Here is a 22,326-nt window from a genome sequence, read left to right as displayed (position 1 = left end):
GCTCACGCTGAGCGGCAGGAGGCAGAGCCATGTCGCACCCGCTCGGAGTCAGCCGCCCGGACCTCGACGTCACCGACCTGCCCACGCCCGAGGAGGTCTTCAAGGTCTCCCGGATCGGGCCCGCGCAACTGTTCAAGTACGCCGTGGGGCCGAGCCTGATCGCTCTCGGCATCTCCATCGGCAGCGGCGAGTGGCTGCTCGGGCCGCTCAACGTGGGGCAGTACGGCTTCGTCGGCGTCGGCTGGGTCATCCTGGTGTCGGCGATCCTGCAGACGTTCTACAACGTCGAGTGCGCCCGCTACGTCGTGGCGACGGGAGAGACACCGGTGGTCGGCTGGGGCCGGGTGCCGCCGGGCTGGCGGCTGTGGATCCCGCTGTCGGTCCTGATCGTCATCTTCGCCTTCATCGCCGGGGGCTGGGCCGCCTCGGCCGGGCAGGGCGTGTACGCGCTCGTGCACGGTGCGATCCCGCCCGCCGACGCCGAGGAGCCCCGCCTGTGGGCCATCGCCCTGCTGGTCCTGGTCTTCGCGATCACCGCGCTGGCCCGCCGCATCAGCCGCGCGCTGGAGCTGGCGAACTGGCTCCTGGTGAGCACCATCCTCGTCGCCCTGCTCGCCATCGACCTGCTCGTGGTGCCGTGGGAGCTGTGGTGGGAGGGCATCCGCGGCTTCTTCACCCCCGCCGCCCCGCCCGCCGGGATCACCGCCACCCAGCTGGGCGCGCTGGCCGGCTTCACCGCCCTGGCCTCCGGCCTCAACTGGTACGTCATGGGCCACTACCGCGACAAGGGCTACGGCATGGGCTACCGCGCGGGGTACATCTCCGGGCTGCGCGGCAAGCGGAGCGAGATCCTGGCCAGTGGCGTGACCTTCCCGGACAACGAGCTCAACCGGGGGCTGTGGCGCAGGTGGTACCGCCTGCTGATGGTGGACATGTGGGGGGTGTTCTTCGTCGGCGCCATCCTCGGCATGCTGCTGCCCACGATCCTCATGGCGCAGGCGGTCGCGCTCTCGGGCGAGACCCCCACCCGGGCCAACGTCCCCACCTTCGTCGCCGCCGCGCTGGGCGACGAGTACGGGCAAGCGGTCTTCTACGTGGGGCTGGTGCTGGGGGTGCTGATCCTGTTCTCCACCCAGCTGGGCATCTTCGAGGCGATGGTGCGGGTGACGACCGACGCCGCGCACGCCACCAGCCCGCGCCTGCGCCGCCTGGTCGAGGGGGATCCGCGCCGGTTCTACTACCCGTTCATGATCACGCTGTTGGTGATCATCTCCATCGTCATCCACCTCAGCCTGCCCGTGGCGCTGGTGGAATGGTCAGCCAACATGTCGAACCTGGGCGCGCTGATCTACCCGTTCTTCCTCATCTACCTGAACAGCAAGCTGCCCCGCCCGGCCCGGCCACGGCCCTGGCACTACGTCATCCTGGTGCTGAACTTCCTGTTCTTCGGGTTCTTCTTCGTCAACTTCATCGCCGACTTCGTCGGCGAGCCGCTGATCACCTTCTGACCCGCCCCGCCGCGCCCGGGTGCGGCGGGGACACCGTCAACGGATCGGTTCGAGGACGACGACCGGAATCTCCCGATCGGTCTTCTTGGTGTACTCGTCGTAGTCGGGCCAGGTCGCGGTCATCAGCCGCCAGAGCTCCCGCCGTTCCTCGCCGGTGGCCGTACGGGTGCCGGCCCGGAACTTGTCACCCTTGACCTGCACCTCCACCTCGGGATTGGACTGCAGGTTCTTGTACCAGTCAGGGTGATCCGGGTCGCCGCCCTTCGACGCGACGATGACATAGGCGTCGCCGTGCGGCCGGTAGATCAGCGGCGTCGTGTATGGCTCGCCTGACCTGCGGCCTTTGGTGGTCAGGAGAAGGACCGTGGTGTTGTTCCAGTCGTGTCCTTCGGCGCCGTCGGTCTCCTGATAGCGCCGGACGTGTTCCTTGCCGTAGAGCATGTGGGGTCGCCTACCCCGGCAGCGCGTGACCTCACCGTCACGCTCCGGGCCTGTACGAAGAGTTGACGGCTCCCGTCCCGGACGTGCGCGACCCGGTCCTGTACGACGGGGCCGGGCTGGTGAGAGCCTTGCCCCATGAACGATCCGGCCGGACCTCTCGCTGCCCGTATCGAGGAGTTCGAACGGACCGCCGACCCCCGATCCGTGCTGGCGGGGCCCGCGCTGGCCGAGGCCGAGCAGGCGATGCGGGCCTGCACCGGCGAGGCGGCCGACGCCGAGATCTGGCGTCTGATCGGGAAGCTCCACCTGGCCCGCTACCGGCTGGACGGACACGGCGGCGAGGCGGCCGTGGCGGGCGTGTTCTTCGCCGCCGCAGCCGTGGTCGATCCCGGCGGGATGCCGGGGACGACGAACGTCCCGTCGGCCGACGAGCCGCAGACGTGGGCGGAACTGGTCGACGAGGTCCTGCGCCATGTGGACCCGGACACCTCACCGCATGTCGGGCTGCTGCTGCACGCCCTGATCCGCCGCGCGATCAGCACGCCGTCGGCGGAGGTGTGCGACCTGCTGGCGGAGTCACTGCTGCGGGAGACGATGGAGGCCCCCCATCCCGTCTGGGCGGCGGAGGCGCTGGCGATCCTGGGCGGCGGGCTGCTCCGGCTGTTCGCGGCCACGGGGGAGCCGGAGGCGCTCGACGACGCGGTCCACGTACACCTGAGGGCGGCGCTCGGCGCGCCCGGCGACAGCCGCCACCTGCGCGAGCTGGCCGCGGTGCTCGGCCTGGCCGTCCCCGGCGACGACGAGCTGATCAGGGCCCACCTCGCGGCCGCCCAGCTCCCGCCGGGCGGCCAGGAGCGGTCCCAGGCGCTGCTCACCCTGTTCGACCTGGCCCAGGCCAGGGCCTCCGCGTCGGCCGCCGACGCCGACCTCCTGGCCTTCATCCGGGTCGGGCAGGCCACGCTGGACTTCTGGCACGACGAGCACGCCCACCCGCGCGTGCTCGCGGGCTACGCCGCGGGACTGGTCGAGTGGTACGTGGTCACCGGCGACATACGATCGCTGGAGGCGGGCCGGGAGATGCTGGAGGTGCTCGGCACACCCGGCCGGGAGATCCCCGAGCGGCTCGGACGCGACCAGCTGACCCGCCTCGACCTGCTCGCGGACCGGCGCCGGCGGCGCTGGCGGGCGGGCGGCGACCTGGCCGACCTGGAGATCGCGATCCAGACCCTGCGGCAGGCCGTCGCGCGCACCTACGCCGGTCACCCGGACCGCCCGAGGCTGCTGGCCGACCTGGCCGACGCGCTGGTCCAGCGCGCCGATCTGGGAGACCATCCGGGTGAGGCGACAGCCGCCGCGCGCTCGGCCGTCGCGGCCTGCGGCGAGGACGATCCGCTGCGCCCCAGAGCCCTGCTGCTGCTCGGCCAGGCCCTGCGCCTGGACCTGAGCACGAGCGCCGCCGACGAGGGCATCGCCGCGCTGCGCGAAGCGCTCGCCGCCGGACAGGAGCCGTCGTTCCTGGCGGAGGCGTACGGCCCGCTCTCCGAGCTGCTGCGGCGCCGGGCGATGGACGGCGGCGAGGGACGCAAGGCCGACCTCGACGAGGCCGTGACCACCGGCCGCCAGGCCGCCGAGGCGCAGGACCGGCCCGCCGCCGTCGGCACGCTCGCCAAGGCGCTGATCCAGCGGTTCAGGGCGGATGGCGACCCCGCGGACCTCGCCGAGGCGCTGACGCTGGCCAGCAGCGTCCCACGCGGCGACCGCGAGCTGCGCTCCCAGCTCCGCCTCGCGATCGAGGACGCCGACCTGCTGCCCGGCATCCCCGGCGAGGACCTGGCGCTGGCGGCCACGCGGCTCGCGCTGGTGTACGACGAGGAGGAGACGGCCCGCGTCCTGCTCCGGATCGGTGAGCGCCATGCCCGCGTGGCGGGCGAGGCCGGCCCTTTCCTGGCGGCCACCGCCGTCCAGCTCGCCGAGAGCGAGCGGCTCCCGCTCGCGATCGAGCTGCTCGAACGGGCCGGTCCGGCGTTCGCCACGGCGGACGAGCCGGCCGAGGCGGCGGACGCGCTCTCCACGATGGGCGGCCACCACCAGCGGCTCGGCGAGTGGGAGGCGGCGCTGCACGCCTTCCAACGCGCCGCGACCGCCTACCGCGAGCTGGGCGCGAGCCCGGAGGAGGCGGCGCAGGTGGGCCACATGGGCGCCGTGGCGGCCCAGGCAGGCGATCCTCGCCGGGCCGTCGAGCTCCACCTGCGGGCCGCCGCCCTGTGCGCGGACGCCGGACTCGCCGGCGAGGAGGCGTCCCACCGGAGTGACGCGGCCGACGCCTACCTCGCCGCGGGCGACCCCGCCGCGGCACGGGAGTGCGCCGGCCGGGCCCGTGAGCTGCACCAGGCACTCGGCCAGGCCGAACGGGCGGCGGCGGTCCTGATCGGCAGCGCCAGAGCCTGCGCGGAGCTGGGCCGCCCGACCGCCGCCGTTGAGCTGATCACCACCTGCGCCGCCGAGCTCGAAGCCCTCGGCGCCTGGGACGACGCCTGCCAGGCGCTGGACTCCCACGCGCGGCTGCTCCACACGCTCGGACAGGCCGAACACGCGGCCGCCTGCGAGACGAGCATCGTCGACATCGTGCGCCGGCACGGGCAGCGGCGCGACCCCGCCGACGAATGGCTGCACATCGCCCACCGCCGCCACGCCCGAGGCGACCTGCCGGCCGCCAGACGCGCGTTCGAGCTGGCCGAACGCGCCTACAACACCATCGGCGACGTCGACGGCCTCGCCACCGTCCGCTACGACCTCGGCGTCCTCGGCTACGGCGACCACGACATGGAGCAGGCGGCCCAGGACTTCGCGACGGCCGCCGAGGCGTACGCCCGGCTGGGGGCAGGGGGCAAGGAGTCCGCCGCCCGCACCATGCGCGGCGCCTGCCTGATGGAGCTGGACCGTTTCGACGCGGCGGCGGCTGAGCTCGGCAGGGCGTTGGAGCTCGCGGCCTTGGACGGAGACCTGACGGCGCTGTTCTCCGTCACGCTCGCCGAGGCCGAGCTGGCGGCGGTCACCGGGCGGCTGCCCGAGGCGGAGGCCCGCCTGCTCGCCGCCCACGGCCTGGCCGCCGCCGACCCGGTGCGCTCGGCGGTCGTCAGGGAACGGATTGAGGGGCCGGGCACGCACGCCGGCGACCCGGAGACCCTGCGCCTCGCCGGCGCGACCTACCGCGACCACGGCCGGCCGCACCTCGCCGCCCTCGCCTGCCTCCGGCTCGGCTTCGCCTTCGAAGGCCATGGCGAACTGGTCCGTGCCAGGGCCGCGCTGGAGGAAGGGCTCGCCGCCCTCGCCGCAGAGAAGGTGACGCCTCTCGCCGAGGCGCCGTACGAGGTGATGGCGGGCCGCACGGACGAGCTGGTCCCTCTGGCCCTGGATCGCCTGCAGGCGATCCAACGCGCCCTCACCACCCCCACCGACCGCCACCACCTCGCCACACCCGCATCCGACCGTCACCACCTCGCCACCCCCCTTTCATCGGTCGGCGACGGCGATCTCGTGCTACCGGACGAGTCCGGCGGGCGGTCGCCTGGCGAAGGGGCCGGGAGTGGGGCGGGCGAGCCACAGGAGGACGGTAGGCCGGGCTGACCGCGATGGGCCTCGGAGCGGAACCGGCTGTCCGACGCCGACGCGGCCGGCTTCCGCTCCCAGGGTGGAGGAATCGGGCGCTGAAGGTCAGAGGTAGGGGCGGGCCACGGTGACCAGGTCGGGGGCGGCGTGGCGGGTGTCGACGTAGATGGCGGTGCCGGGGGTGCGCTCGCGGATGTCGCGGTCGCGGATGGCGAAGACCGCGGGGGCGACCCCCACGTCGCCGTAGTGGACGGTCACGGCCGCGTCGACGGCCCGCCGCATGTCGGCGAGCACGCCTCGGGCAGTGTGCCCGGCCCCGGAGGCCGCGAGGTGGCCGAGCATCGCGGCGAAGCGGGACTCGGCCTCCGCCTGGGGCCGCTGCTCGGGCAGCACCGGACGGTCGAGCCAGAACACCTTGCCCGCCAGGAAGGCGTCGTAGCTCACGCCCTCGTGGCTGAGCGTGCGTGCCGTGCCGGCGAGCAGCTCGCCGAACTCCGCCAGCTCGGCCCTCGGCGGCAGGTCGGCGGTGACGAACAGGGGCACGATCAGCGAGTCCAGCATGGGCGGCCTTCCCTCCTTGAGGAGGCTCATCGTAGAGCGCGCCACCGACAATCTCCGTGCCCGCCGTCCCGGCGCGTCCTCACCCGTCCCGCCGGGAGCCGCGAGCCGCGTCGGCGAGGCGGTCGGACAGCACCTGAAGGTGCGCCGTCAGCTCGGGCGGCTCGTGCACCTCGAAGGGGACGCCCAGGGACGCGAGCCAGAGCGCCAGCTCGTCCAGCGAGTTCGAGCCGCCGATCAGCAGGCAGGTGGCGGCGTCGACGGGCACGACGGTCGCCGCGGCGGGGGTGACCCGCTCGGCGACGGCCTCGGCGGGCGCGTGCACGGTGACCCGGCCCTGGTAGCGGTAGGGGGCGTTGGAGATCATCCGCGAGGCGTACCCGGCGAGGTCGGGGTCGGGGGGTTCGCGCGGGGTGAACCGCGGGCCGCCCGGGGTGCGCAGCCGCAGCCGGTCCACCCGGAAGACGCGCCAGTCGTCGCGCCCGGTGTCGTAGGCGACGAGATACCAGCGGCGGCCGGTGGCCACGAGCCGGTACGGCTCGACCGTGCGGGTGCCGGCGGTGCCGTCCGGCTTGCTGTAGTCGAAGCGCAGGCTCTCGTGGTCGCGGCAGGCGGCCGCGATGGCGGACAGGGTGTCCGCGCCGACGGTGGCGGGCCCGGTCAGCGGTACGGTCATCGACTGCAGGGCGTTGACCCGGTGGCGCAGCCGGGTGGGCAGCACCCGTTCGAGCTTGGCCAGCGCGCGCAGGGAGGTCTCCTCGATGCCGGTCACGCTGCCCTGCGCGGCGGTGCGCAGCCCGACGGCGACGGCGACCGCCTCCTCGTCGTCGAGCAGCAGCGGGGGCAGGTCGTGTCCGGCGCCGAGCCGGTATCCGGACAGCCCGGCGGTGGCGTGCACGGGGTAGCCGAGCTCGCGCAGCCGGTCCACGTCGCGCCGGACGGTGCGGCCGGTCACGCCGAGCCGGTCCGCGAGCTCGGAGCCGGACCAGTCGCGATGGGTCTGCAAGAGGGACAGCAGCTTGAGCAGCCGGGCGGAGGTTTCCCACATGTCCGCCAGTATCGCGCCCACCTAGGACCGTAGTTGTCCTAACCGGCGCCTAGCGTGATCCGTATGAGCAACGACATTCGCCCCTTCCGCATCGATGTCCCGCAGGCCGACCTGGACGACCTGCGGGAGCGCCTGGCCAGGACTCGCTGGCCGGACGACCTGGACGGTGCCGGCTGGCCGTACGGTGTGCCCGTCCCGTACGCCCGGCGACTGGCCGCCTACTGGCGCGACGGCTACGACTGGCGCGCGCAGGAGGCGGCGCTGAACGCCTTCCCGCAGTTCACCACGGAGATCGACGGCCAGAACGTGCATTTCCTGCACGTACGCTCGCCGGAGCCGGACGCGTTGCCGCTGCTCCTCACGCACGGCTGGCCGGGTTCCGTGGTCGAGTTCATGAACGTAATCGGCCCGCTCACCGACCCCCGCGCGCACGGCGGCGACCCCGCCGACGCCTTCCACGTCGTGGCCCCCTCCATCCCGGGCTTCGGCTTCTCCGGCCCCACCCGGGAGCGAGGCTGGGACCTGAACAGGGTCGCGCGGGCCTGGAAGGAGCTGATGCGCCGCCTCGGCCACGACCGCTACGGCGCTCAGGGCGGCGACTCCGGGGCGACGATCTCGCCCCAGGTGGCCAGGATCGACCCCGAGCGGGTGGTGGGCGTGCACGTCAACGGCGCGCTCGGCTTCCCCTCCGGCGACCCCGCCGAGTTCGAGGGACTGTCGGAGGCCGAGCAGGCGCGGCTGCGCGGCTACGGCGACCAGGACGGCGTCGGCTACGCGATCCTCCAGTCCACCCGGCCGCACACCCTCGCCTACGGCCTGCACGACTCACCGGCGGGGCAGCTCGCGTGGATTGCCGAGAAGTTCAAGGAGTGGACCGACCCGGCCCACGACCTGCCCGAGGAGGCGGTGGACCGCGACCAGCTGCTGACCAACATCAGCCTCTACTGGCTGACCGGCACCGCGGGTTCCTCGGCCCGCCTGTACAAGGAGAGCGCGGCGTCCTGGGGGCGGCCGGTCGAGCCGTCCACGGTCCCGCACGGCGTGGCGGTCTTCCCCGGCGATCTCGGCGTCCGCCGCTTCGCCGAGCGCGAGCACAAGGTGGTCCACTGGTCGGAGTTCGACAGGGGCGGCCACTTCGCCGCCATGGAGGCCCCGGACCTGCTCATCGGCGACGTCCGCGCCTTCTTCCGGCTCGTGCGCTGACCGCTCAGCGCTCGGTCCACTCCTCTTCCAGCGCGGCGTGGACGACGGAGTCGCGCCAGCCGGCCGGTGTGGACTCGTGGTGGCGCAGGCGGCCCTCCTCCACCATGCCCGCGGTGAGCATGGCGAGCTGCGCGGGCAGGTTGGCGGGGGAGCGGGCGCCCCAGACGCGGTGCAGGCCGAGCCGCTTGAAGCCGAACGCCAGCAGCAGCCGGACCAGGTCCGTGCCCATGCCGCGTCCCCACCGGTCCGGGCGCAGGCCCAGGCCGATCTCGGCGCTGTGCGGGCGGTCGGCGTCGATGTGCAGCCGGGCCACGCCGATCACTTCCTGGCTGTCGACGTCGAGCACCGCCAGCACGTACAGCATGCGCGGCTCGGCCGCTGCGGACCGCACGCCCTCGTCGACGAGCTCGGCGACCTGCTGGAGGGTACGGGGCCCGAACGGCATGTGCTGGGTCGCCTCGGGATCGCCGTAGACGGCGTGCAGCGCCGCGACGTCCGCCTCGGTGACCTCGCGAAGCCACAGACGCGCACCTTTGCACACAACTGGCTGCATGCGCAGAAGGTAACGCGAGATCACCGATCTTTACAAGTCTTGTCAAGTAGCGAGTTGACTCCCGTAAGCTCGCGCGACAAGTTCGGCGATGGCGCTGTGCGCGCCGAGCGGCTCGGCGTGCCCGGCGCCGGACTGGGCGGCGGCCTTCTCCACGACGTCAGCAGGCGCCTCGTGGCCGATCAGGCAGGGGGCGATGGCCAGTCGCTCGGCGCCCGCCGCGCGCAGCCGCTGGGCCGCCAGGGGGACGCCGGGCTCGCTGTCGAGCGAGGCGGCGACCACGGGCAGGGTGAGCCGGGAGGCCAGCAGCACCGCGGTGGGCTGGACGGCGTGCACGGCCCGCTCGCCGCCGACCGTGCCGAGGATGACGCCGTCGACGGGGCTGGAGACGTTCAGCAGGCGGACGCGATCTGCCCTGGCCAGGCCGCGCTCGGCGAGCCTGATGTGCAGCGCCTCGGCCAGCAGCGGGTGCGGGCCGAGGGCCTCGGTCACCGTCGCACCGGATCCGCTCGCGGCGACGGCCTTGTTGATCTCCGCCAGGACCACCGGGTCGTCCCAGGTGACCAGGGGCACCACGACGGCCTGACGGTCGGCCGGCAGCGATTCGGCCAGCGAGTCGACGACGACGAGTCGTACCTCGATCTGGGGGTTGTCCGTGCGCACGACGGCGGCGATCTCGGCGGCCACGCCCGACGCGCTGCCAGGCGCCGCTAGCACGAGAACGGGCGCGTCCGGTGGCAGGGACGTGGGGACGGGACGGCGGTGGCGGCCGCCCCCCGGCCGGGGGGAACGTTCGCGTACAGGGAGGCTCACAGGCGCGCAGTTTATGCGCAAAGGGGGTGCGACGTTCCAGAAATCGGCCGCGATTCCGTTACAACGGGCGGTAAAAGTGACTGAGATCACGTCGCAACACCCAGAAACGTTGACTTATGGGGATAAAACGGCAGACGCAGCAGTAACTAGAGACGCGTTCTAGAGCGACAGTCCACTTCGTCCCCCGGAGGGGGAATGAAGCCGTTCTAGGTCCGCGAGCTCAGCGTCAACCTGAGGGGACGAGCCCGCCGTCCGGCCAGGCCCCGGCCGGACGGCGGGCGCCCCCGCCACGGGAGGTCAGCGGGTGGGTACGACCACCGACTGCGGGTTGCCGGGGGCGTAGACGGTGATCCCCTGCGGCAGCGCCTTGAGCTTGTCGATCTCCGCGCAGGCCGGGCACTTGTCGTAACCGTCCTGCCTGGCCTGGTTCGCGTCCGCCTCCGCCCTGGCCTGCGCCACCCTGGCCTGGGACTCCGAGACGGCGGCGTTGGCGGCCAGCGAGCGGTCGACCGCCTTCTGCACGTCCCCGGGCAGCGTGACCTTGACCAGGGTGAACCGCAGACCGGTCAGGAAGTCGCCGCCCAGCGTCTGCGGCAGGTCGCGGGCGAGCGAGGCGTTGACGGCGTTCTGCACCGTGGAGATGTTGGTGTTGCTGTCCTGGGGCTTGAGCGAGGAGCTCTCCAGCAGCGCGCACGACGGGACGAGCTCGGCGCAGCGCATGGCGCCGATCTGGGCGCGCAGCGCGTTGTCGATCACGGGCCGGACCGCCTGGCCGAAGAACGCGGACCAGCCCTCGTCGCCGTCCCACGCGTACAGGGACCGGTCGTCCTGACTGCGGAAGGTACGGGTGCCGTACTTGTCGTCGAACGTCTTCAGCGTCTCGTGGTCCAGGTTGAGGGTGAAGTAGAGGGTGCCTTCGATGCCCAGGTTCACGCCGTCGCTGCTGGGCACCGTCACCACGTCCACGCCGAGTGTGGTGGCACGCTTGGCGTCGGCGGTGATCGTGTAGAACCGCTGCTGCGCCGGATAGGTGTGGCTGGACGACCACAGGCCGGCCCAGGTCAGGCCGGAGCCCGGATCGATCACCTGGCGGATCTGGTTGTCGTCGAGCGGGCCGCCGTCGCGGACGACGGTGACGACGCCGGCGTCGGTGCTCTCCAGGCCGCCGATGCCCCCGACGAGGAAGGGGAGCGCGATGATGGCGGCGATGATGGCCAGGGCTGTTCTCAACGTCGTCCTCCCACGCGGGCGGCGGTGGCAGCCGCCGCCCGCGGCTTTCGCGGCGAACTATCGACAGGGACGACCTCAGGCGCGCTGCGGCACACCGGCGAGGTCGACGTCGCGGGTCTCCGGCGCGATGGCCAGGCCCACGGCGGTGATGGCCAGCGCGGCCACCACGTAGACGGACACCGCGATGGTGGTGCCGAAGGAGTCGAACAGTTTGATCGCGATGATCGGCGCGAGCCCGCCGCCCACGATCCCGGCCACCTGATAGCCCATCGAGGCCCCGCTGTAGCGCAGCCGGGTGCTGAACAGCTCGGCGATGAAGGCCGCCTGCGGGCCGTACATCGCGGCGTGGCAGAGCAGCGCCACGGCGGTCGCGAGCACGATCAGCGGGAAGGATCTGGTCTCCAGCAGCGGGAAGAACGCGAACACCCAGACCGCGGCCCCGATGACGCCCGCCAGGTAGACCCGCCGCCTGCCGAAGCGGTCGGACAGCGAGCCGAACAGCGGGATCAGCGCCAGCTGCAGCGCCGAGGCGATCAGCACCGCGTTCAGCCCGAGGTCGCGATCGAGGCCCAGCGGGCCGGTCAGGTAGACCAGGATGTAGGCGGTGAAGGTGTAGAAGGCCACGTCCACGCCGATGCGCGCGGTGAACGCCGACAACAGCGCCCGCGGGTGCGTGCGCAGCACCTCGACCAGCGGCATCCTGGCCTTGGCGCCCTTCTGCTCGACCTGCGCGAACAGCGGCGACTCGGTGATCCGCAGCCGCACCCAGAGACCGACGAAGACGAGCACGCCGGACAGCAGGAACGGCACCCGCCAGCCCCACGACAGGAACGCCGCGTCGGACAGCGTGGCCGACAGGATCGTGAGCAGCGCGGTCGCCAGCACGTAACCGGCGGGCACGCCCACCTGCGGCCAGCTCGCGTTGAAACCGCGGCGGCGCGGATCGCCGTGCTCCAGCGACATGATGACCGCTCCGCCCCATTCGCCGCCGAGCCCGAGGCCCTGCGCGAACCGGAGGACGGCCAGCATGATCGGCGCGAGCACGCCCACGCTGTCGTAGCCGGGCAGCACCCCGATGAGGAAGGTCGAGACGCCCATCAGCAGCAAGGTCACGACCAGCACGGTCTTACGGCCGTTACGGTCGCCGAAGTGGCCGAAGATGATGCCGCCGAGCGGCCGGGCCACGAACGCCACCGCGTTGGTCGTCAGCGCCAGCAGGGTCGCGTTGAGCGGGTCGAAGGTGGGGAAGAACAACTTGCCGAAGACCAGCGTCGCCGCCGTGGTGTAGAGGAAGAAGTCATACCACTCGAGCGACGTGCCGATCAGACTCGCGAGGATCACCCGCCGGGTCTGTGTGGTGGAGCTTGCCATCCCTCGCTCCTTACGTGGGGGGATTGGTTACACCATAAAAATCGTTGAACAATTCGACAAGGGGTTTGTTCAATGATTTCCTGATCCTGTGAAGAACGCCGCCGCCGACCTCGCGCAGGACCGCTCACGTCTTGGACGTAGCAGCACGGCCGAGCGCGTGGCGGACATCCTGCGTGACCGCATCATCGAAGGCCTGTTCAAGCCCGGCCAGCGCCTGTCGGAGGAGTCGATCTGCGAGGCGCTCGGCGTCTCGCGCAACACGCTGCGCGAGGCCTTCCGGCTCCTCAGTCACGAGCGGCTGCTCGACCACCGGCTCAACAGGGGCGTGTTCGTGCGGGTCCTGTCCGCCGAGGACGTCGCCGACCTCTATCAGGTGCGCCGGGTGATCGAGGGCATGGCCGTGCGCCGCAAGCCGACCGAGCAGGTGCTGCAGGTGATCAGAGAGGCGGTCGCCGACGCCGAGGGGGCCGCCCGGGATGACGACTGGCAGGCCGTCGGCACCGCCAACATCCGCTTCCACCAGGCCCTGGTGACGCTCAACGACAGCCCGCGGCTCAACGAGGCGATGCGGCAGCTCCTGGCCGAGCTCCGGCTCGTCTTCCACGTCATGGAGGATCCGCGGGCCTTCCACGAGCCGTTCGTGGCGCTCAACCGCGAGCTGCTGGGGCTGATCGAGGCCGGCGAGCCCGGCCGGGCCGTCGCCGCCCTGGACGCCTATCTCGACCACGCCGAGCAGCTTCTCCTCCACGCCTACGAGCCGAACCGCTAACGTTCCCGAGATGGACAGGCTCTTCACCCTCGCCGAGGCCCGCGCACTGATGCCGTCGATCATCGAGGAGGCCCGCGAGCTCATCGCCGCGCGCGCCGACCTCGCCGAGATCGCCTTCGACCGTGGCACCCCCGGCGGCTCCCGGCTGGGCGGGCTGCCCGAGCTCAAGGCCGCCGAAGCCCGCATCCAGGAGATCGTGAGCGGCTGGAGCGAGCAGGGCGTGGAGGTCAAGGGCGTCGCGCCCTTGCTGCTGGACTTCCCCTCGATGCTCGAGGGTGTGTCCGTACGCCTGTGCTGGATCGAGCCGGAGCCGGAGCTCGGCTGGTATCACCGCAGCGAGCTGGGCTTTCCCGGCCGCCGCCCACTGCCGTCCTGACCTCGCCCAAGTGTGGCCGACCTGTGACCAACCGGCCTGTGAGACGGCGACTCTAACCGGGTGAGCGAAAGGATCACCCATGAGGCTCACCCCTGCGACCGCCGCCCTCCTGGCGTCCGCGGTCCTCGGCGGGGTGGCGGCCACGCCACCCTCCGCACACGCCCAGACCGGTCCGTCCGTCGCACGAGCCGCCTGGATCAAGTCCTGCTCCAGCGGCCACGGCTCCGGCCCGTGCGGTCACTGGCGGCTCATCCTGCGGAACGGCCGGACGATCACCGTCCCCGACGCCGCCGCGACCAAGGTGGACGCCCGGGGCAGGCGCACCACCGACACCGGCGTCTTCGCCGTCAGCGGCGACGGCCGGACGATGCTCTACGAGCGGGCATCGGATCACCGCCTGATCGTCCGCCGGGTCGCCGGCGGTCCCGCCACCGAGCTGCCCCGCTCGCTCGCGCCCAAGGGCACCGGGTCGATCACCGCGCAGCTGTCACCCGATGGGGACCGGGTGCTGGTCGACCACGGGGACGAGAGCGGGCGGGTGCCGACCAGGGTCTTCACGGTCGCGACCGGCAGGACCACCGAACTCCCCGGCCTCGACCTGCCACTCGGCTTCAGCGCCGACGGCGACGAGGTGCTGGCCCAGCGCACCGCCGGCGACAACACCACCGCCCTGGTCGCGCACCGGCTCGACGGCACCTCGACCAGACGCACGCCGCCTCAGGTCGTGGCCGGCGCCGCCACCACGACGCTGGCCGCCGACGGCAGGACGGTCGCGGCGTTCATCTGGGGGGACGCCGAGAAGAAGAAGCGGCCCCGGCTGCGCCTCTACGACCTGCAGACCGGGGAGCTCTCCAAGGGCGTGGACCTGGCGCTGGACCCGGCCAGGACGCCGTACTCCGCCCACTGGACGGCGGACGGCAAGCTGACCGCGCTGGTGACGACGGACGGCGAAGGTTCCGCAGCGGTGGTACGGGTGCTCACCGCTGATCCCGGGACGGGCGCGCTCAAGCAGCGGGACACGTACACGATCGGCAAGTCCAGGCACGCCTTCTACGCGGCGGGAGAGACGGCATGAGAATCAGGATCGCCCTGCTGGCCGCCGCGCTGCTCGCGGCGCCGACGACCGCGCCGGCCACTGCGTCCACCACTGCGTCCACCACTGCATCCGCCACCGCGCCGGCCACTGGGACGGCCACCGCGCCGGCCAGTGGGATGGCCGGCGCCTGGGCGGCGCCGCACCACGAGAGCATCCGGTACGCCTCCGTCAAGGGCTGCAAGCTCAAGGGGGGCGGCGAGGTCCCCTGCGGTCATTGGCGTCTGGTCCTGCACAGCGGCGAGCAGCGCGTCCTGCGTGACGCCCAGGTCGTGGCCCGGCGCGCGAACGGCAAGTCCGCCGTCTACCCCGCCGCCCCGATCTCCGTCAGCGGCGACGGCCAGAAGGTCGCCTACATCACCCGCGCCGGACGTCTCGCCGTACGCACCCTGGACGGCGGGGTCACACTGCTGCCCGCCGGCGCGCTGCCGCGCAGGGACCAGGAGGTGATCCGGCTGCAGCTGTCCGGAGACGGGGCCAGGCTCGCCGTCAGCATCGGCGACGACGCCTACGGCACCCGCGTCTACGACACCGGCAGCGGCGCCCGGCTGGGCGGCATCGCGGGGCCGCACCATCTGGCCGGGTTCAGCGGCGACGGCGGGGAGCTGCTCACGGTCCTGAACGGCGAGGAGGGCGTCACCGACCTGGCCGTCAACGCCGACACCGGTGAGCGGCTCAACCGCGTCACGCCGCCACAGGTCATCGCCGTCAACGCCCCGCCGGCCCTGTCCGGCGACGGCCGCACCATCGCCGTCTGGGTCGCCGGCAAGTCGCGGCTCGCGCTGTACGACGCGCAGACGGACCAGCTGCTCAAGCGGCAGCGGGTCAAGCTGCCGGCCGGTCAGGTCCGCATGATCGACTGGACCGGCGACCGGCAGGTGACCGTGCACCTGGAACGACCGGTGGGCAAGGAGACCAGGATGACGATCGCGCAGATGGACACGGAGACCGGCGCGGTCACCATCAGGGACCGCTACACGCTCCTGAAGGACACCTTCGTCTTCGCCTCCTGCGGCGGCTGAGCCTCCCGTCCAGAGGCGGCCGGGGGCGTGTGGTGGACGTTTTCGCGTTGACCTGCGACACGAGGCCGGCGACCCACGATGACGATCGCACTCAGGCGCGGGTCACGAGGATGCCGTCGTCGTCGCTGAACAGCTCGGCGCCCGGGTGGAAGGTGACGCCGCCGAAGGTGACGGGGACGTCACGCTCGCCGGTGCCCTGCTTGCCGCTTTTGCGGGGGTTGGAGCCGCGGGCTTTGATGCCGAGGCCGAGTTCACGCAGGGCGGTGACGTCGCGCACCGCGCCGTTGATGACGATGCCGGCCCAGCCGTTGGCAGCGGCCGTGCCGGCGATGACATCGCCCATGAGGGCGGTGTGCAACGAGCCGCCACCGTCGACCACCAGGACGCGGCCGTCGCCGGGCTCGCGCAGGACGGACCTGAGGAGGGCGTTGTCCTCGTGGCAGCGGACGGTGACGATCGTGCCGGCGAAGGCGCGGCGGCCACCGTACTGGAGCAGTTGCAGGTCGCAGGAGTCGAGCCGGTCGCCGTGCTCGTCGTACAGGTCCGCGGTGGCGATGGTCATGGTGGGGAACCTCTCCAGGGGTCGACGGGAAGCCGCCGGGCGGCCAGGGCGGCCCAGCCGAGGCTGAGCGCGGTGATGAACAGGACGCCGCCGGCGCCGAGCCCGGCGGCGGCGAGGCCCGCCGCGCCGGGGATGAGCAACTGGCCGGTGCGGTTGCCGGCCAGGCGCAGGGACATGGCCCGGCCGCGCATGCCCGGCGGTGCGGACTCGGCCAGCCAGGACATGGTCAGCGGCTGCCCCACGCCGAGCCCGAGGCCGATGACCACGAGCAGGGCGGACAGCAGCCACAGCGACATGGGCAGCGGGGTGAGCAGCATGGCGACGGCCGCGGCGACGGTGCTGCTGACCAGCAGTCTGCGCCGGCCGAGTGCACGGGCGAGCCGGCCGAGGAACAGGCGCGAGACCATGGAGGCCGCGCCGCGGATGGTCAGCAGGAGGCCCACGGTGCCGGCGGTCAGGCCGTGCTCGGTGCCGAGCGCGGGCAGGTAGGCCAGGGTGATGTCGACCGCGGCGAGCACCACGCAGCTGGTGAGCAGGGCGTGCGCGAGGCCGGGCAGGCGCAGCAGCGAGCGGAGATCGCCGCCTACGGCACGGGCCGTGGTGGCGGGACGGCTCGGCGGCAGCAGGACGGAGAGCAGGAGAAGAAGAACGGCCAGCCCGCACGAGGCGGCGAAGATGCGGCCGGTGTCGGGGATGGCGCGCCCGCCGCCGAACGCCGTGATGAGCGACGGGCCCACCGCCTGGCCGAGGGACGCGGCGAAGGTGTAGTGGCCGAAGGCGGTGTCGTGGCGGCCTTGCTCGGTGGTGTTGGCGACGAGCGCCTGCTGGGCGATGACGCTGCCCAGGTGGCCGGTGCCGAGCAGGAGACCGGCCGCGACGAGGCCGGCGACGGTGTGGCCGAGCGTGATGAAGGCGGCGGCGGAAGCGGCGAGCAGGAGTGCGCCGGCCACGGCCATCCGGCGCTCGCCGTAGCGGTCGGCGGCGTGCCCGGCGGGCAGGGCGAGCAGCAGCGGCGCGAGGGCGAAACTGGCGCCGAGCAGCCCCAGCCAGGCCGTGGGCACGTCGAGTTCGATCGCCCGATAGGACATGGTGGGGCGCAGCACGAAGGTGATCATCTGGGTGCCGGCGGCGTGCGCCAGCAGGACGGCGTGCCGATGCCAGGGCTCAGGCATCAACCTCGTCCTGGCCCAGGGGGCGCGGCTCGGTGTGGTGCTTGCGCAGCCGCCAGGCAGCCTGGGCGCCGAGGCTCGTGTCGATGTGCTCGCGCATGACGGCGGCGGCCGACTCGGCGTCGCCCGCGATCACGTACTCCAGCAGGGCGTCGTGCTCGGCGGCCTTGCGGTCGCGGGCGGCCTGGCCGCGTTCGACCTCCAGGGCGAGGCGGCGGTAGCGGTCGGCTTTGTCCCACAGGCTGTTGAGGGTCTGGATGAGCAGGTCGTTGTGCGAGGCGGTGTACAGGGCGGTGTGGAACTTGCGGTGGGCGACGAGCTGCTCGTAGTCGGGGTTGCCGGGCAAGGGCTTGAGGCCGTCCGCGGCGGCGCGCATGGCGGCGATGTCGGCCTTGGTGCGGCGTTCGGCGGCCAGCGCGACGGCTAGGGGATCGAGGGAGCGGCGCAGCTCCAGCAGGTCGCGGGCCTCCTCGGCGGCCAGGGGAGCGACGCGGGCGTCGCGGTGGGCGTCGAGTTCGACCAGCCCTTCGCTCTTGAGCCGGCGCAGGGCTTCGCGCAGGGGCGTGGTGCTGATGCCGATGTCGCGGGCGAGCTGCGCCTGCGCGATGACGGAGCCGGGGAGCAGCGTCCCGGACAGGATCAGCTCCTTGACGCGTAGGTAGGCGTAGTCCGCCTTGGTGGTGTAGAGCTCGGCCGCTGATTCGCTCATCGCTGTCCTGTCTCGTCGGTGGCAGTTATAACCTACACCGCCGTCCCGACTTGCCAGCAAGAGCCCTCATGGATGGCCGCAACCACCGTGTACTGGAGGTGGACGCTATAAGGCGCTCCAAGGGCTCATCGCGTTACGTTCCGGAAACAGGGGGTTGACGTCATAGGTTATAACGAAGCAGAGTGTGCGCCATTGCAGGCGGCGGCCAGCCCTCGCCTGGTCTAGGAGGAAGCACATGACCACCTTCCATCCCACTCTCCGCTCCATCGCCGCCGTGCTCGCGCTCGGCGTCGTGACGGCCTGCGGCGGAGGTGGCGAGGCGGCGAAGCAACCGCCGCCGAACCCGATCGCCACGGGACAGGTCCCGTCGTACTACCCGGGCGACTACACGCAGGTGATCGAGGCCTCCAAGAAGGAGGGCGGCACCCTCACCATCTACTCCAACACCGATCAGGAGAATTGGGCGCCGATCTTCCGCGACTTCCGGAAGAAGTACGCCTGGGTGACGGAGATCGCGGCCAACAACCTCGACAGCGACGAGGTGTTTCAGCGGGTGCTCAGCGAACAGGCCACCGGCGACTCGCCGGCCGACCTGGTCGTGTCGAACGCCGCCCAGGCGTGGGCCGACTTCGCCGCCCGCTCGGGCACGCTGCTGGAGTACGCCTCGCCGGAGAAGGGCAAGCTGCCGGACTTCGCCGAGTTGCTGCCCAACGTGTACGCGATGTCGGTCGATCCGCTGTCAATCGCGTACAACACCGCGCTGCTGCCGGAGAAGCCGACGGGCTTGAAGAGCCTGGCGGCGATTCTGGCGAAGAAGCCCGCCGACTACCAGAACAAGGTGACCACCCGGGACGTGGGCGGGGCGTTCGGCTTCACCGTCTCGCACGCCTTCGCCGCAGCGCGGCCGGAGTCCTGGACGTCGCTGGCCTCGGTGTTGCCCCTGGCCAGGCCGGAGACCTCGTCCGGCACGCAGCTGGAGAAGATCATGGCCGGCGAGTACGTGGCCGGGTTCTTCGTCAGCGCCGCTCCCGCGTACCCCGTCGTGGCCAAGAGCGGCGGGCTGCTGGAGATCTCCTTCCTCGACGACGGCACCGTCGCCCTGCCGCGCGGCATCGGCATCGCCGCCAAGGCGCCGCACCCGGCCACGTCGAAGCTGTTCGTGGACTTCCTGCTGTCTCAGGAGGGGCAACGGGCGGTGGCCGAGGGCGGGCTCACCTCCTACCGCGACGGCATCGCCGTCGGCGACGGGCTGCACACCTACCAGGAACTGGTCACGTCCGTGGGCGAGGACAACGTCATCCTCGCCAAGTACGCGAAGGTCCCTGACGACGAGGTCAAGTCCTTCACCGACAAGTGGAACGGCCTGCTCGGTCGCTGACCTTCGAAAGGATCGCGATGACCACCCTGTCCCCGCCGTCACCGCCGCGTCCGGCGGTCCATCCGCCGCCGCGATATCGCAGGCCGCTGGGACTGACCCGGGAGAGCTGGCTGCAGTACGCCGTGCTCCTCCTCCTGGCCGTCCTGGTGCTGGCTCCGGTCGTCCCGACGCTCTACCAGTCCTTCCTCGACCGCCCGCTGTACGAGGCCGGCGGCGTCCTCGGCGCCGGCAACTACGTGCGGCTGTTCACCGAGGCGGGATTCGGCCGGGTCGTGCTCAACACGGCGCTGTTCGCCGGGCTCACCACTGTGCTGAGCCTGGCCATCGCGGTGCCGATGGCGGTGGTCGTGGTGCGTACCAAGCTGCCCGGCGGCCGGGTCTTCGCCGCCGCCATGCAGTGGCCGTTCTTCATCTCCTCGCTCATTCTCGGCTTCGGCTGGATCACCATGTACGGGCCGGCCGGGTTCGTCAGCGTCGAGGTGCGCCAGATTCTCGGCTTCCTGCCGTGGAATCTGTACTCCATCCCCGGCATGGCCATGACGGAGGCGGTGGCGCTGGCGCCCATCGTCTACACCTTCTGCGCCAACGCGCTGCGGCAGAGCGACGCCTCGCTGGAGGCCGCCGCGCAGGTGTGCGGGGCGCGCCCGCTGCGCATCCTGCGCTCGGTGATCCTGCCGTTGCTGCGCCCGCCCATCGTCTACAGCTCGATCCTGGTGATCAGCATGTCGGTCGAGACGCTCAGCGTGCCGCTGCTGTTCGGCCAGCCGGTCGGCATCGACGTCTTCTCCACGTTCCTCTACCGCAACGGCCTGCAGTCGATCAACCCTGACTACGGGGTGCTCGGCGCGGCGTCGGCCCTCATCCTGCTCGTCACCATCAGCCTGGTCGCGCTGCAGGCCAAGCTGCTGAAGGACGCTCAGCGGTTCGTCTCGGTACGTGGCAAGGCCACCCGCCCGCGCCGCCTGGACCTCGGGTGGCTCAAGTGGATCAGCGTGGCCGCCATCGCCTTCTACGTCGTCATGGGCGCCCTGATCCCCATCGGCGGGCTCGTCCTGCGCTCCTTCACCCAGGTGTTCACACCGCTGCAGTCCCCGTTCAAGACCCTCACCGGCGACAACTACGAGCGGATCTTCACCTATCCGGTGTACGTGCAGTCGATCGTCAACAGCCTGCTGGTGGCCGCGATCGGCGCCGTGCTGGTGAGCGCGCTGTCGCTGGCGGCGGTGATGGTGGCCAGGAGGTCGAGCTTCCGCTTCGGCCGCGCGGTGGAGTATCTGGCGCTCGCGCCGCAGGCGATGCCCGGCATCATCGTCGGCATCGGCCTGTTCTGGGCGCTCGCCTTCGCCCCCTTCGGGCTGGGGACGCTGATCCAGGGCACCCTGTGGGCGCTGATCATCGGCTTCGGGCTGCGCGCGCTGCCGAGCGGGTTCGGGTCCATCGCGCCGTCGATCATGCAGATCGGCCGGGAGCTCGACCACGCCGCCCGGGTGTCAGGCGCCGACTGGGTGCGCATGTTCACCCGCATCCTGGCGGCGCTGCTGCGACCGGCCTTCGCCGGGGCGCTGATCCTGACCTTCGTGACGCTGCTCAAGGAGTACTCGCCCGCGGTGTTCCTGGCCTCGGCCGACACCAACATCATCGGCACGACCATGCTCGAACTGTGGGTGCAGGGCAACACCGGCTCGGTGGCCGCGCTGGCCAGCCTGCAGATCGCCATCACGGCGACCTTCGTCGGGCTCGCCGGACTACTTCTCAAGGGACGCCCCCAGAAAGCAGACGACAATGCCTGAGGTCAAGGTCGCCCACCTGTCCAAGGAGTTCGGGGACAACGCCGTCCTGCGCGACATCTCGTTCACCATCGCCGACGGCGAGTTCTTCACCCTGCTCGGCCCCAGCGGCTGCGGCAAGTCCACCACGCTGGCGTGCATCGCCGGCCTGGAGCAGCCGACGAGCGGCAGCATCACGGTCGGGAACGCCACCTTCGTCGACTCCGGCACATTCGTGCCGCCCGAGGGGCGCAACCTCGGGATGGTGTTCCAGTCGTACGCGCTGTGGCCGCACATGACCGTCGCCCAGAACCTCGCCATGCCCCTCAAGATTCGCAAGGTGGAGCGGCGCGAGCAGGGCACGCTCATCGCCGGGGCGCTGGCCAAGGTCGGCCTGGCCGAGCTGAAGGACCGCTACCCGCACCAGCTGTCCGGCGGCCAGCAGCAGCGCGTCGCGCTCGCCCGCGCCCTCGTCTACTCACCTGGCGTGCTGCTGCTGGACGAGCCGCTGTCCAACCTGGACGCGCAGCTGCGTGAGCAGGCCCGAGCCTGGCTCAAGCGCCTGCAGGAAGAGCTCGGCATCACCACCGTGTACGTCACCCACGACCAGGAAGAGGCCCTGGCCCTGAGCGACCGGATCGCGGTGATGTCCAGGGGCGACATGCTGCAGGTCGGCACCCCGGAAGACATCTACGAGACGCCCGCGACCGCCGAGGTGGCGGCCTTCGTCGGCCGCTGCAACTTCCTCACGGGCACCATGACCGGCCCGGCGGAGGTGCGGCTGGACTGTACCGGCCAGACCATCGCCGTCCCCGCCGGAACGGCCGGCGGCGGCAGGCGGGTCAGCGTGGCGATCCGCCCCGAACGGCTGGAGATCCTCCCGGCCGGCCGCACCGCCCCCGACGGCGTGAACGTGCTCACGGCCCAGGTGCTCACCAGCTCCTACGCCGGCTCCCGCCACGACTACCACCTGCGCCTGGGCGACCACGTCATCCAGGCCGAAAGCAGCCGCGCAGGCCTGAGCGGCGACGTCACGCTCCTGGCCGAGCCCGCGGCCTGCCTGCTCTACCCGACCACCGACGCCTTGCCCGAGGACGTCGAAGCGCTCATCACCGTCACCCGGTGAAGCCACTCACACAGAATCGAGATCT

General features: G+C 71.9%; 20 protein-coding genes. 10 read left to right on the top strand and 10 right to left on the bottom strand.

The genetic code is table 11. From position 1 onward, the window contains the following. Positions 1 to 29: 29 nt before the first annotated feature. Complete coding sequence (locus ACTMTF_RS28315; protein ID WP_441113402.1) at positions 30 to 1,508, top strand: Nramp family divalent metal transporter; 1,479 nt, start codon at positions 30 to 32, stop codon at positions 1,506 to 1,508. Between the two features lie 36 nt (positions 1,509 to 1,544). On the opposite strand, the gene ACTMTF_RS28310 is transcribed toward ACTMTF_RS28315, so the two are convergent. Further along, the gene (locus tag ACTMTF_RS28310; RefSeq protein WP_397001882.1) at positions 1,545 to 1,949 is read right to left on the bottom strand and encodes a nitroreductase family deazaflavin-dependent oxidoreductase; all 405 of its coding nucleotides are present in this window, start codon (positions 1,947 to 1,949) and stop codon (positions 1,545 to 1,547) included. A 135-nt stretch (positions 1,950 to 2,084) separates the two neighbouring features. On the opposite strand from ACTMTF_RS28310, the gene ACTMTF_RS28305 reads away from it, so the two are divergent. Further along, positions 2,085 to 5,576 carry a hypothetical protein gene (locus ACTMTF_RS28305; protein WP_441113401.1) on the top strand — a complete coding sequence of 1,164 codons (3,492 nt, stop codon included), beginning with the start codon at positions 2,085 to 2,087 and terminating at the stop codon, positions 5,574 to 5,576. Positions 5,577 to 5,663: 87 nt separating this feature from the next. On the opposite strand, the gene ACTMTF_RS28300 is transcribed toward ACTMTF_RS28305, so the two are convergent. Both ACTMTF_RS28300 and ACTMTF_RS28295 read right to left on the bottom strand, forming a co-directional pair. After that, positions 5,664 to 6,119 carry a hypothetical protein gene (locus tag ACTMTF_RS28300; protein WP_441113400.1) on the bottom strand — a complete coding sequence of 152 codons (456 nt, stop codon included), beginning with the start codon at positions 6,117 to 6,119 and terminating at the stop codon, positions 5,664 to 5,666. A 79-nt stretch (positions 6,120 to 6,198) separates the two neighbouring features. Continuing rightward, positions 6,199 to 7,164: a helix-turn-helix transcriptional regulator gene (locus ACTMTF_RS28295; protein ID WP_441113399.1), complete on the bottom strand. Its 966-nt coding sequence runs from the start codon at positions 7,162 to 7,164 to the stop codon at positions 6,199 to 6,201. Between the two features lie 63 nt (positions 7,165 to 7,227). On the opposite strand from ACTMTF_RS28295, the gene ACTMTF_RS28290 reads away from it, so the two are divergent. Then, on the top strand, positions 7,228 to 8,367 hold the full coding sequence (locus ACTMTF_RS28290) for an epoxide hydrolase family protein (protein WP_441113398.1): 1,140 nt from the start codon (positions 7,228 to 7,230) through the stop codon (positions 8,365 to 8,367). A 4-nt stretch (positions 8,368 to 8,371) separates the two neighbouring features. Here ACTMTF_RS28290 and ACTMTF_RS28285 read toward each other — a convergent pair whose 3' ends face one another. From ACTMTF_RS28285 to ACTMTF_RS28270, 4 genes are all read right to left on the bottom strand, one after another. Next, positions 8,372 to 8,920, bottom strand: a complete 549-nt coding sequence (locus ACTMTF_RS28285) for a GNAT family N-acetyltransferase (protein ID WP_441113397.1) — start codon at positions 8,918 to 8,920, stop codon at positions 8,372 to 8,374. 42 nt (positions 8,921 to 8,962) lie between these two features. Beyond that, the gene (locus ACTMTF_RS28280; RefSeq protein WP_441113396.1) at positions 8,963 to 9,730 is read right to left on the bottom strand and encodes a sirohydrochlorin chelatase; all 768 of its coding nucleotides are present in this window, start codon (positions 9,728 to 9,730) and stop codon (positions 8,963 to 8,965) included. Between the two features lie 297 nt (positions 9,731 to 10,027). Continuing rightward, a complete protein-coding gene (locus ACTMTF_RS28275; RefSeq protein ID WP_397001868.1) occupies positions 10,028 to 10,960 on the bottom strand; it encodes an SPFH domain-containing protein in 933 nt (310 codons plus the stop codon). Positions 10,961 to 11,035: 75 nt separating this feature from the next. Continuing rightward, positions 11,036 to 12,331, bottom strand: coding sequence for an MFS transporter (locus ACTMTF_RS28270; RefSeq protein WP_441113395.1), 1,296 nt, complete (start codon positions 12,329 to 12,331; stop codon positions 11,036 to 11,038). Positions 12,332 to 12,419: 88 nt separating this feature from the next. On the opposite strand from ACTMTF_RS28270, the gene ACTMTF_RS28265 reads away from it, so the two are divergent. The 4 genes from ACTMTF_RS28265 (at position 12,420) to ACTMTF_RS28250 (ending at position 15,591) form a co-directional block, all read left to right on the top strand. Beyond that, the gene (locus ACTMTF_RS28265; RefSeq protein WP_397001864.1) at positions 12,420 to 13,100 is read left to right on the top strand and encodes a GntR family transcriptional regulator; all 681 of its coding nucleotides are present in this window, start codon (positions 12,420 to 12,422) and stop codon (positions 13,098 to 13,100) included. A gap of 10 nt (positions 13,101 to 13,110) precedes the next feature. Beyond that, the gene (locus tag ACTMTF_RS28260; protein WP_441113394.1) at positions 13,111 to 13,476 is read left to right on the top strand and encodes a DUF2203 domain-containing protein; all 366 of its coding nucleotides are present in this window, start codon (positions 13,111 to 13,113) and stop codon (positions 13,474 to 13,476) included. A gap of 79 nt (positions 13,477 to 13,555) precedes the next feature. Then, positions 13,556 to 14,551 (top strand): hypothetical protein, encoded by a 996-nt coding sequence (locus ACTMTF_RS28255; RefSeq protein ID WP_441113393.1) that lies wholly within the window; start codon positions 13,556 to 13,558, stop codon positions 14,549 to 14,551. Beyond that, positions 14,548 to 15,591: a hypothetical protein gene (locus ACTMTF_RS28250; RefSeq protein ID WP_441113392.1), complete on the top strand. Its 1,044-nt coding sequence runs from the start codon at positions 14,548 to 14,550 to the stop codon at positions 15,589 to 15,591. The genes ACTMTF_RS28255 and ACTMTF_RS28250 overlap by 4 nt, the downstream gene beginning before the upstream one ends. Positions 15,592 to 15,682: 91 nt before the next feature. Here the strand turns inward: ACTMTF_RS28250 and rraA are convergent, their stop codons facing one another. From rraA to ACTMTF_RS28235, 3 genes are read right to left on the bottom strand one after another with little or no spacing between them, the layout of a single operon-like run. Next, entirely contained in the window at positions 15,683 to 16,153 is a 471-nt protein-coding gene (gene rraA / locus ACTMTF_RS28245; protein WP_441113391.1) for a ribonuclease E activity regulator RraA, read from the bottom strand. Further along, entirely contained in the window at positions 16,150 to 17,325 is a 1,176-nt protein-coding gene (locus ACTMTF_RS28240) for an MFS transporter (protein WP_441113390.1), read from the bottom strand. Before ACTMTF_RS28240 ends, rraA begins: the two co-directional genes overlap by 4 nt. Continuing rightward, a complete protein-coding gene (locus ACTMTF_RS28235) occupies positions 17,318 to 18,031 on the bottom strand; it encodes a GntR family transcriptional regulator (protein ID WP_441113389.1) in 714 nt (237 codons plus the stop codon). Before ACTMTF_RS28235 ends, ACTMTF_RS28240 begins: the two co-directional genes overlap by 8 nt. Before the next feature lie 235 nt (positions 18,032 to 18,266). On the opposite strand from ACTMTF_RS28235, the gene ACTMTF_RS28230 reads away from it, so the two are divergent. From ACTMTF_RS28230 to ACTMTF_RS28220, 3 genes are read left to right on the top strand one after another with little or no spacing between them, the layout of a single operon-like run. Beyond that, complete coding sequence (locus tag ACTMTF_RS28230) at positions 18,267 to 19,409, top strand: ABC transporter substrate-binding protein (RefSeq protein WP_441113388.1); 1,143 nt, start codon at positions 18,267 to 18,269, stop codon at positions 19,407 to 19,409. 17 nt (positions 19,410 to 19,426) lie between these two features. Next, the gene (locus tag ACTMTF_RS28225) at positions 19,427 to 21,199 is read left to right on the top strand and encodes an ABC transporter permease (protein WP_441113387.1); all 1,773 of its coding nucleotides are present in this window, start codon (positions 19,427 to 19,429) and stop codon (positions 21,197 to 21,199) included. Further along, a complete protein-coding gene (locus tag ACTMTF_RS28220; RefSeq protein ID WP_441113386.1) occupies positions 21,192 to 22,301 on the top strand; it encodes an ABC transporter ATP-binding protein in 1,110 nt (369 codons plus the stop codon). The genes ACTMTF_RS28225 and ACTMTF_RS28220 overlap by 8 nt, the downstream gene beginning before the upstream one ends. The last annotated feature ends 25 nt before the right edge of the window (positions 22,302 to 22,326 follow it).

Origin of the sequence: Nonomuraea sp. ZG12 (assembly GCF_052068115.1) — a bacterium.
Lineage (GTDB): Bacteria > Actinomycetota > Actinomycetes > Streptosporangiales > Streptosporangiaceae > Nonomuraea.
The sequence above is the reverse complement of the archived record's forward strand: the minus strand, read 5'-3'. Positions and strand labels throughout refer to the sequence as shown.

Bases quoted from the DNA above. Each gene is read 5' to 3' on its own strand.
- ACTMTF_RS28260 (WP_441113394.1), top strand. From the start codon at position 13,111: ATGGACAGGCTCTTCACCCTCGCCGAGGCCCGCGCACTGATGCCGTCG.
- ACTMTF_RS28225 (WP_441113387.1), top strand. From the start codon at position 19,427: ATGACCACCCTGTCCCCGCCGTCACCGCCGCGTCCGGCGGTCCATCCG.
- ACTMTF_RS28290 (WP_441113398.1), top strand. From the start codon at position 7,228: ATGAGCAACGACATTCGCCCCTTCCGCATCGATGTCCCGCAGGCCGAC.
- ACTMTF_RS28285 (WP_441113397.1), bottom strand. From the start codon at position 8,920: ATGCAGCCAGTTGTGTGCAAAGGTGCGCGTCTGTGGCTTCGCGAGGTC.
- ACTMTF_RS28315 (WP_441113402.1), top strand. From the start codon at position 30: ATGTCGCACCCGCTCGGAGTCAGCCGCCCGGACCTCGACGTCACCGAC.
- ACTMTF_RS28255 (WP_441113393.1), top strand. From the start codon at position 13,556: ATGAGGCTCACCCCTGCGACCGCCGCCCTCCTGGCGTCCGCGGTCCTC.
- ACTMTF_RS28220 (WP_441113386.1), top strand. From the start codon at position 21,192: ATGCCTGAGGTCAAGGTCGCCCACCTGTCCAAGGAGTTCGGGGACAAC.
- ACTMTF_RS28250 (WP_441113392.1), top strand. From the start codon at position 14,548: ATGAGAATCAGGATCGCCCTGCTGGCCGCCGCGCTGCTCGCGGCGCCG.
- ACTMTF_RS28295 (WP_441113399.1), bottom strand. From the start codon at position 7,164: ATGTGGGAAACCTCCGCCCGGCTGCTCAAGCTGCTGTCCCTCTTGCAG.
- ACTMTF_RS28270 (WP_441113395.1), bottom strand. From the start codon at position 12,331: ATGGCAAGCTCCACCACACAGACCCGGCGGGTGATCCTCGCGAGTCTG.
- ACTMTF_RS28240 (WP_441113390.1), bottom strand. From the start codon at position 17,325: ATGCCTGAGCCCTGGCATCGGCACGCCGTCCTGCTGGCGCACGCCGCC.
- ACTMTF_RS28235 (WP_441113389.1), bottom strand. From the start codon at position 18,031: ATGAGCGAATCAGCGGCCGAGCTCTACACCACCAAGGCGGACTACGCC.
- ACTMTF_RS28300 (WP_441113400.1), bottom strand. From the start codon at position 6,119: ATGCTGGACTCGCTGATCGTGCCCCTGTTCGTCACCGCCGACCTGCCG.
- ACTMTF_RS28230 (WP_441113388.1), top strand. From the start codon at position 18,267: ATGACCACCTTCCATCCCACTCTCCGCTCCATCGCCGCCGTGCTCGCG.
- rraA (WP_441113391.1), bottom strand. From the start codon at position 16,153: ATGACCATCGCCACCGCGGACCTGTACGACGAGCACGGCGACCGGCTC.
- ACTMTF_RS28305 (WP_441113401.1), top strand. From the start codon at position 2,085: ATGAACGATCCGGCCGGACCTCTCGCTGCCCGTATCGAGGAGTTCGAA.
- ACTMTF_RS28310 (WP_397001882.1), bottom strand. From the start codon at position 1,949: ATGCTCTACGGCAAGGAACACGTCCGGCGCTATCAGGAGACCGACGGC.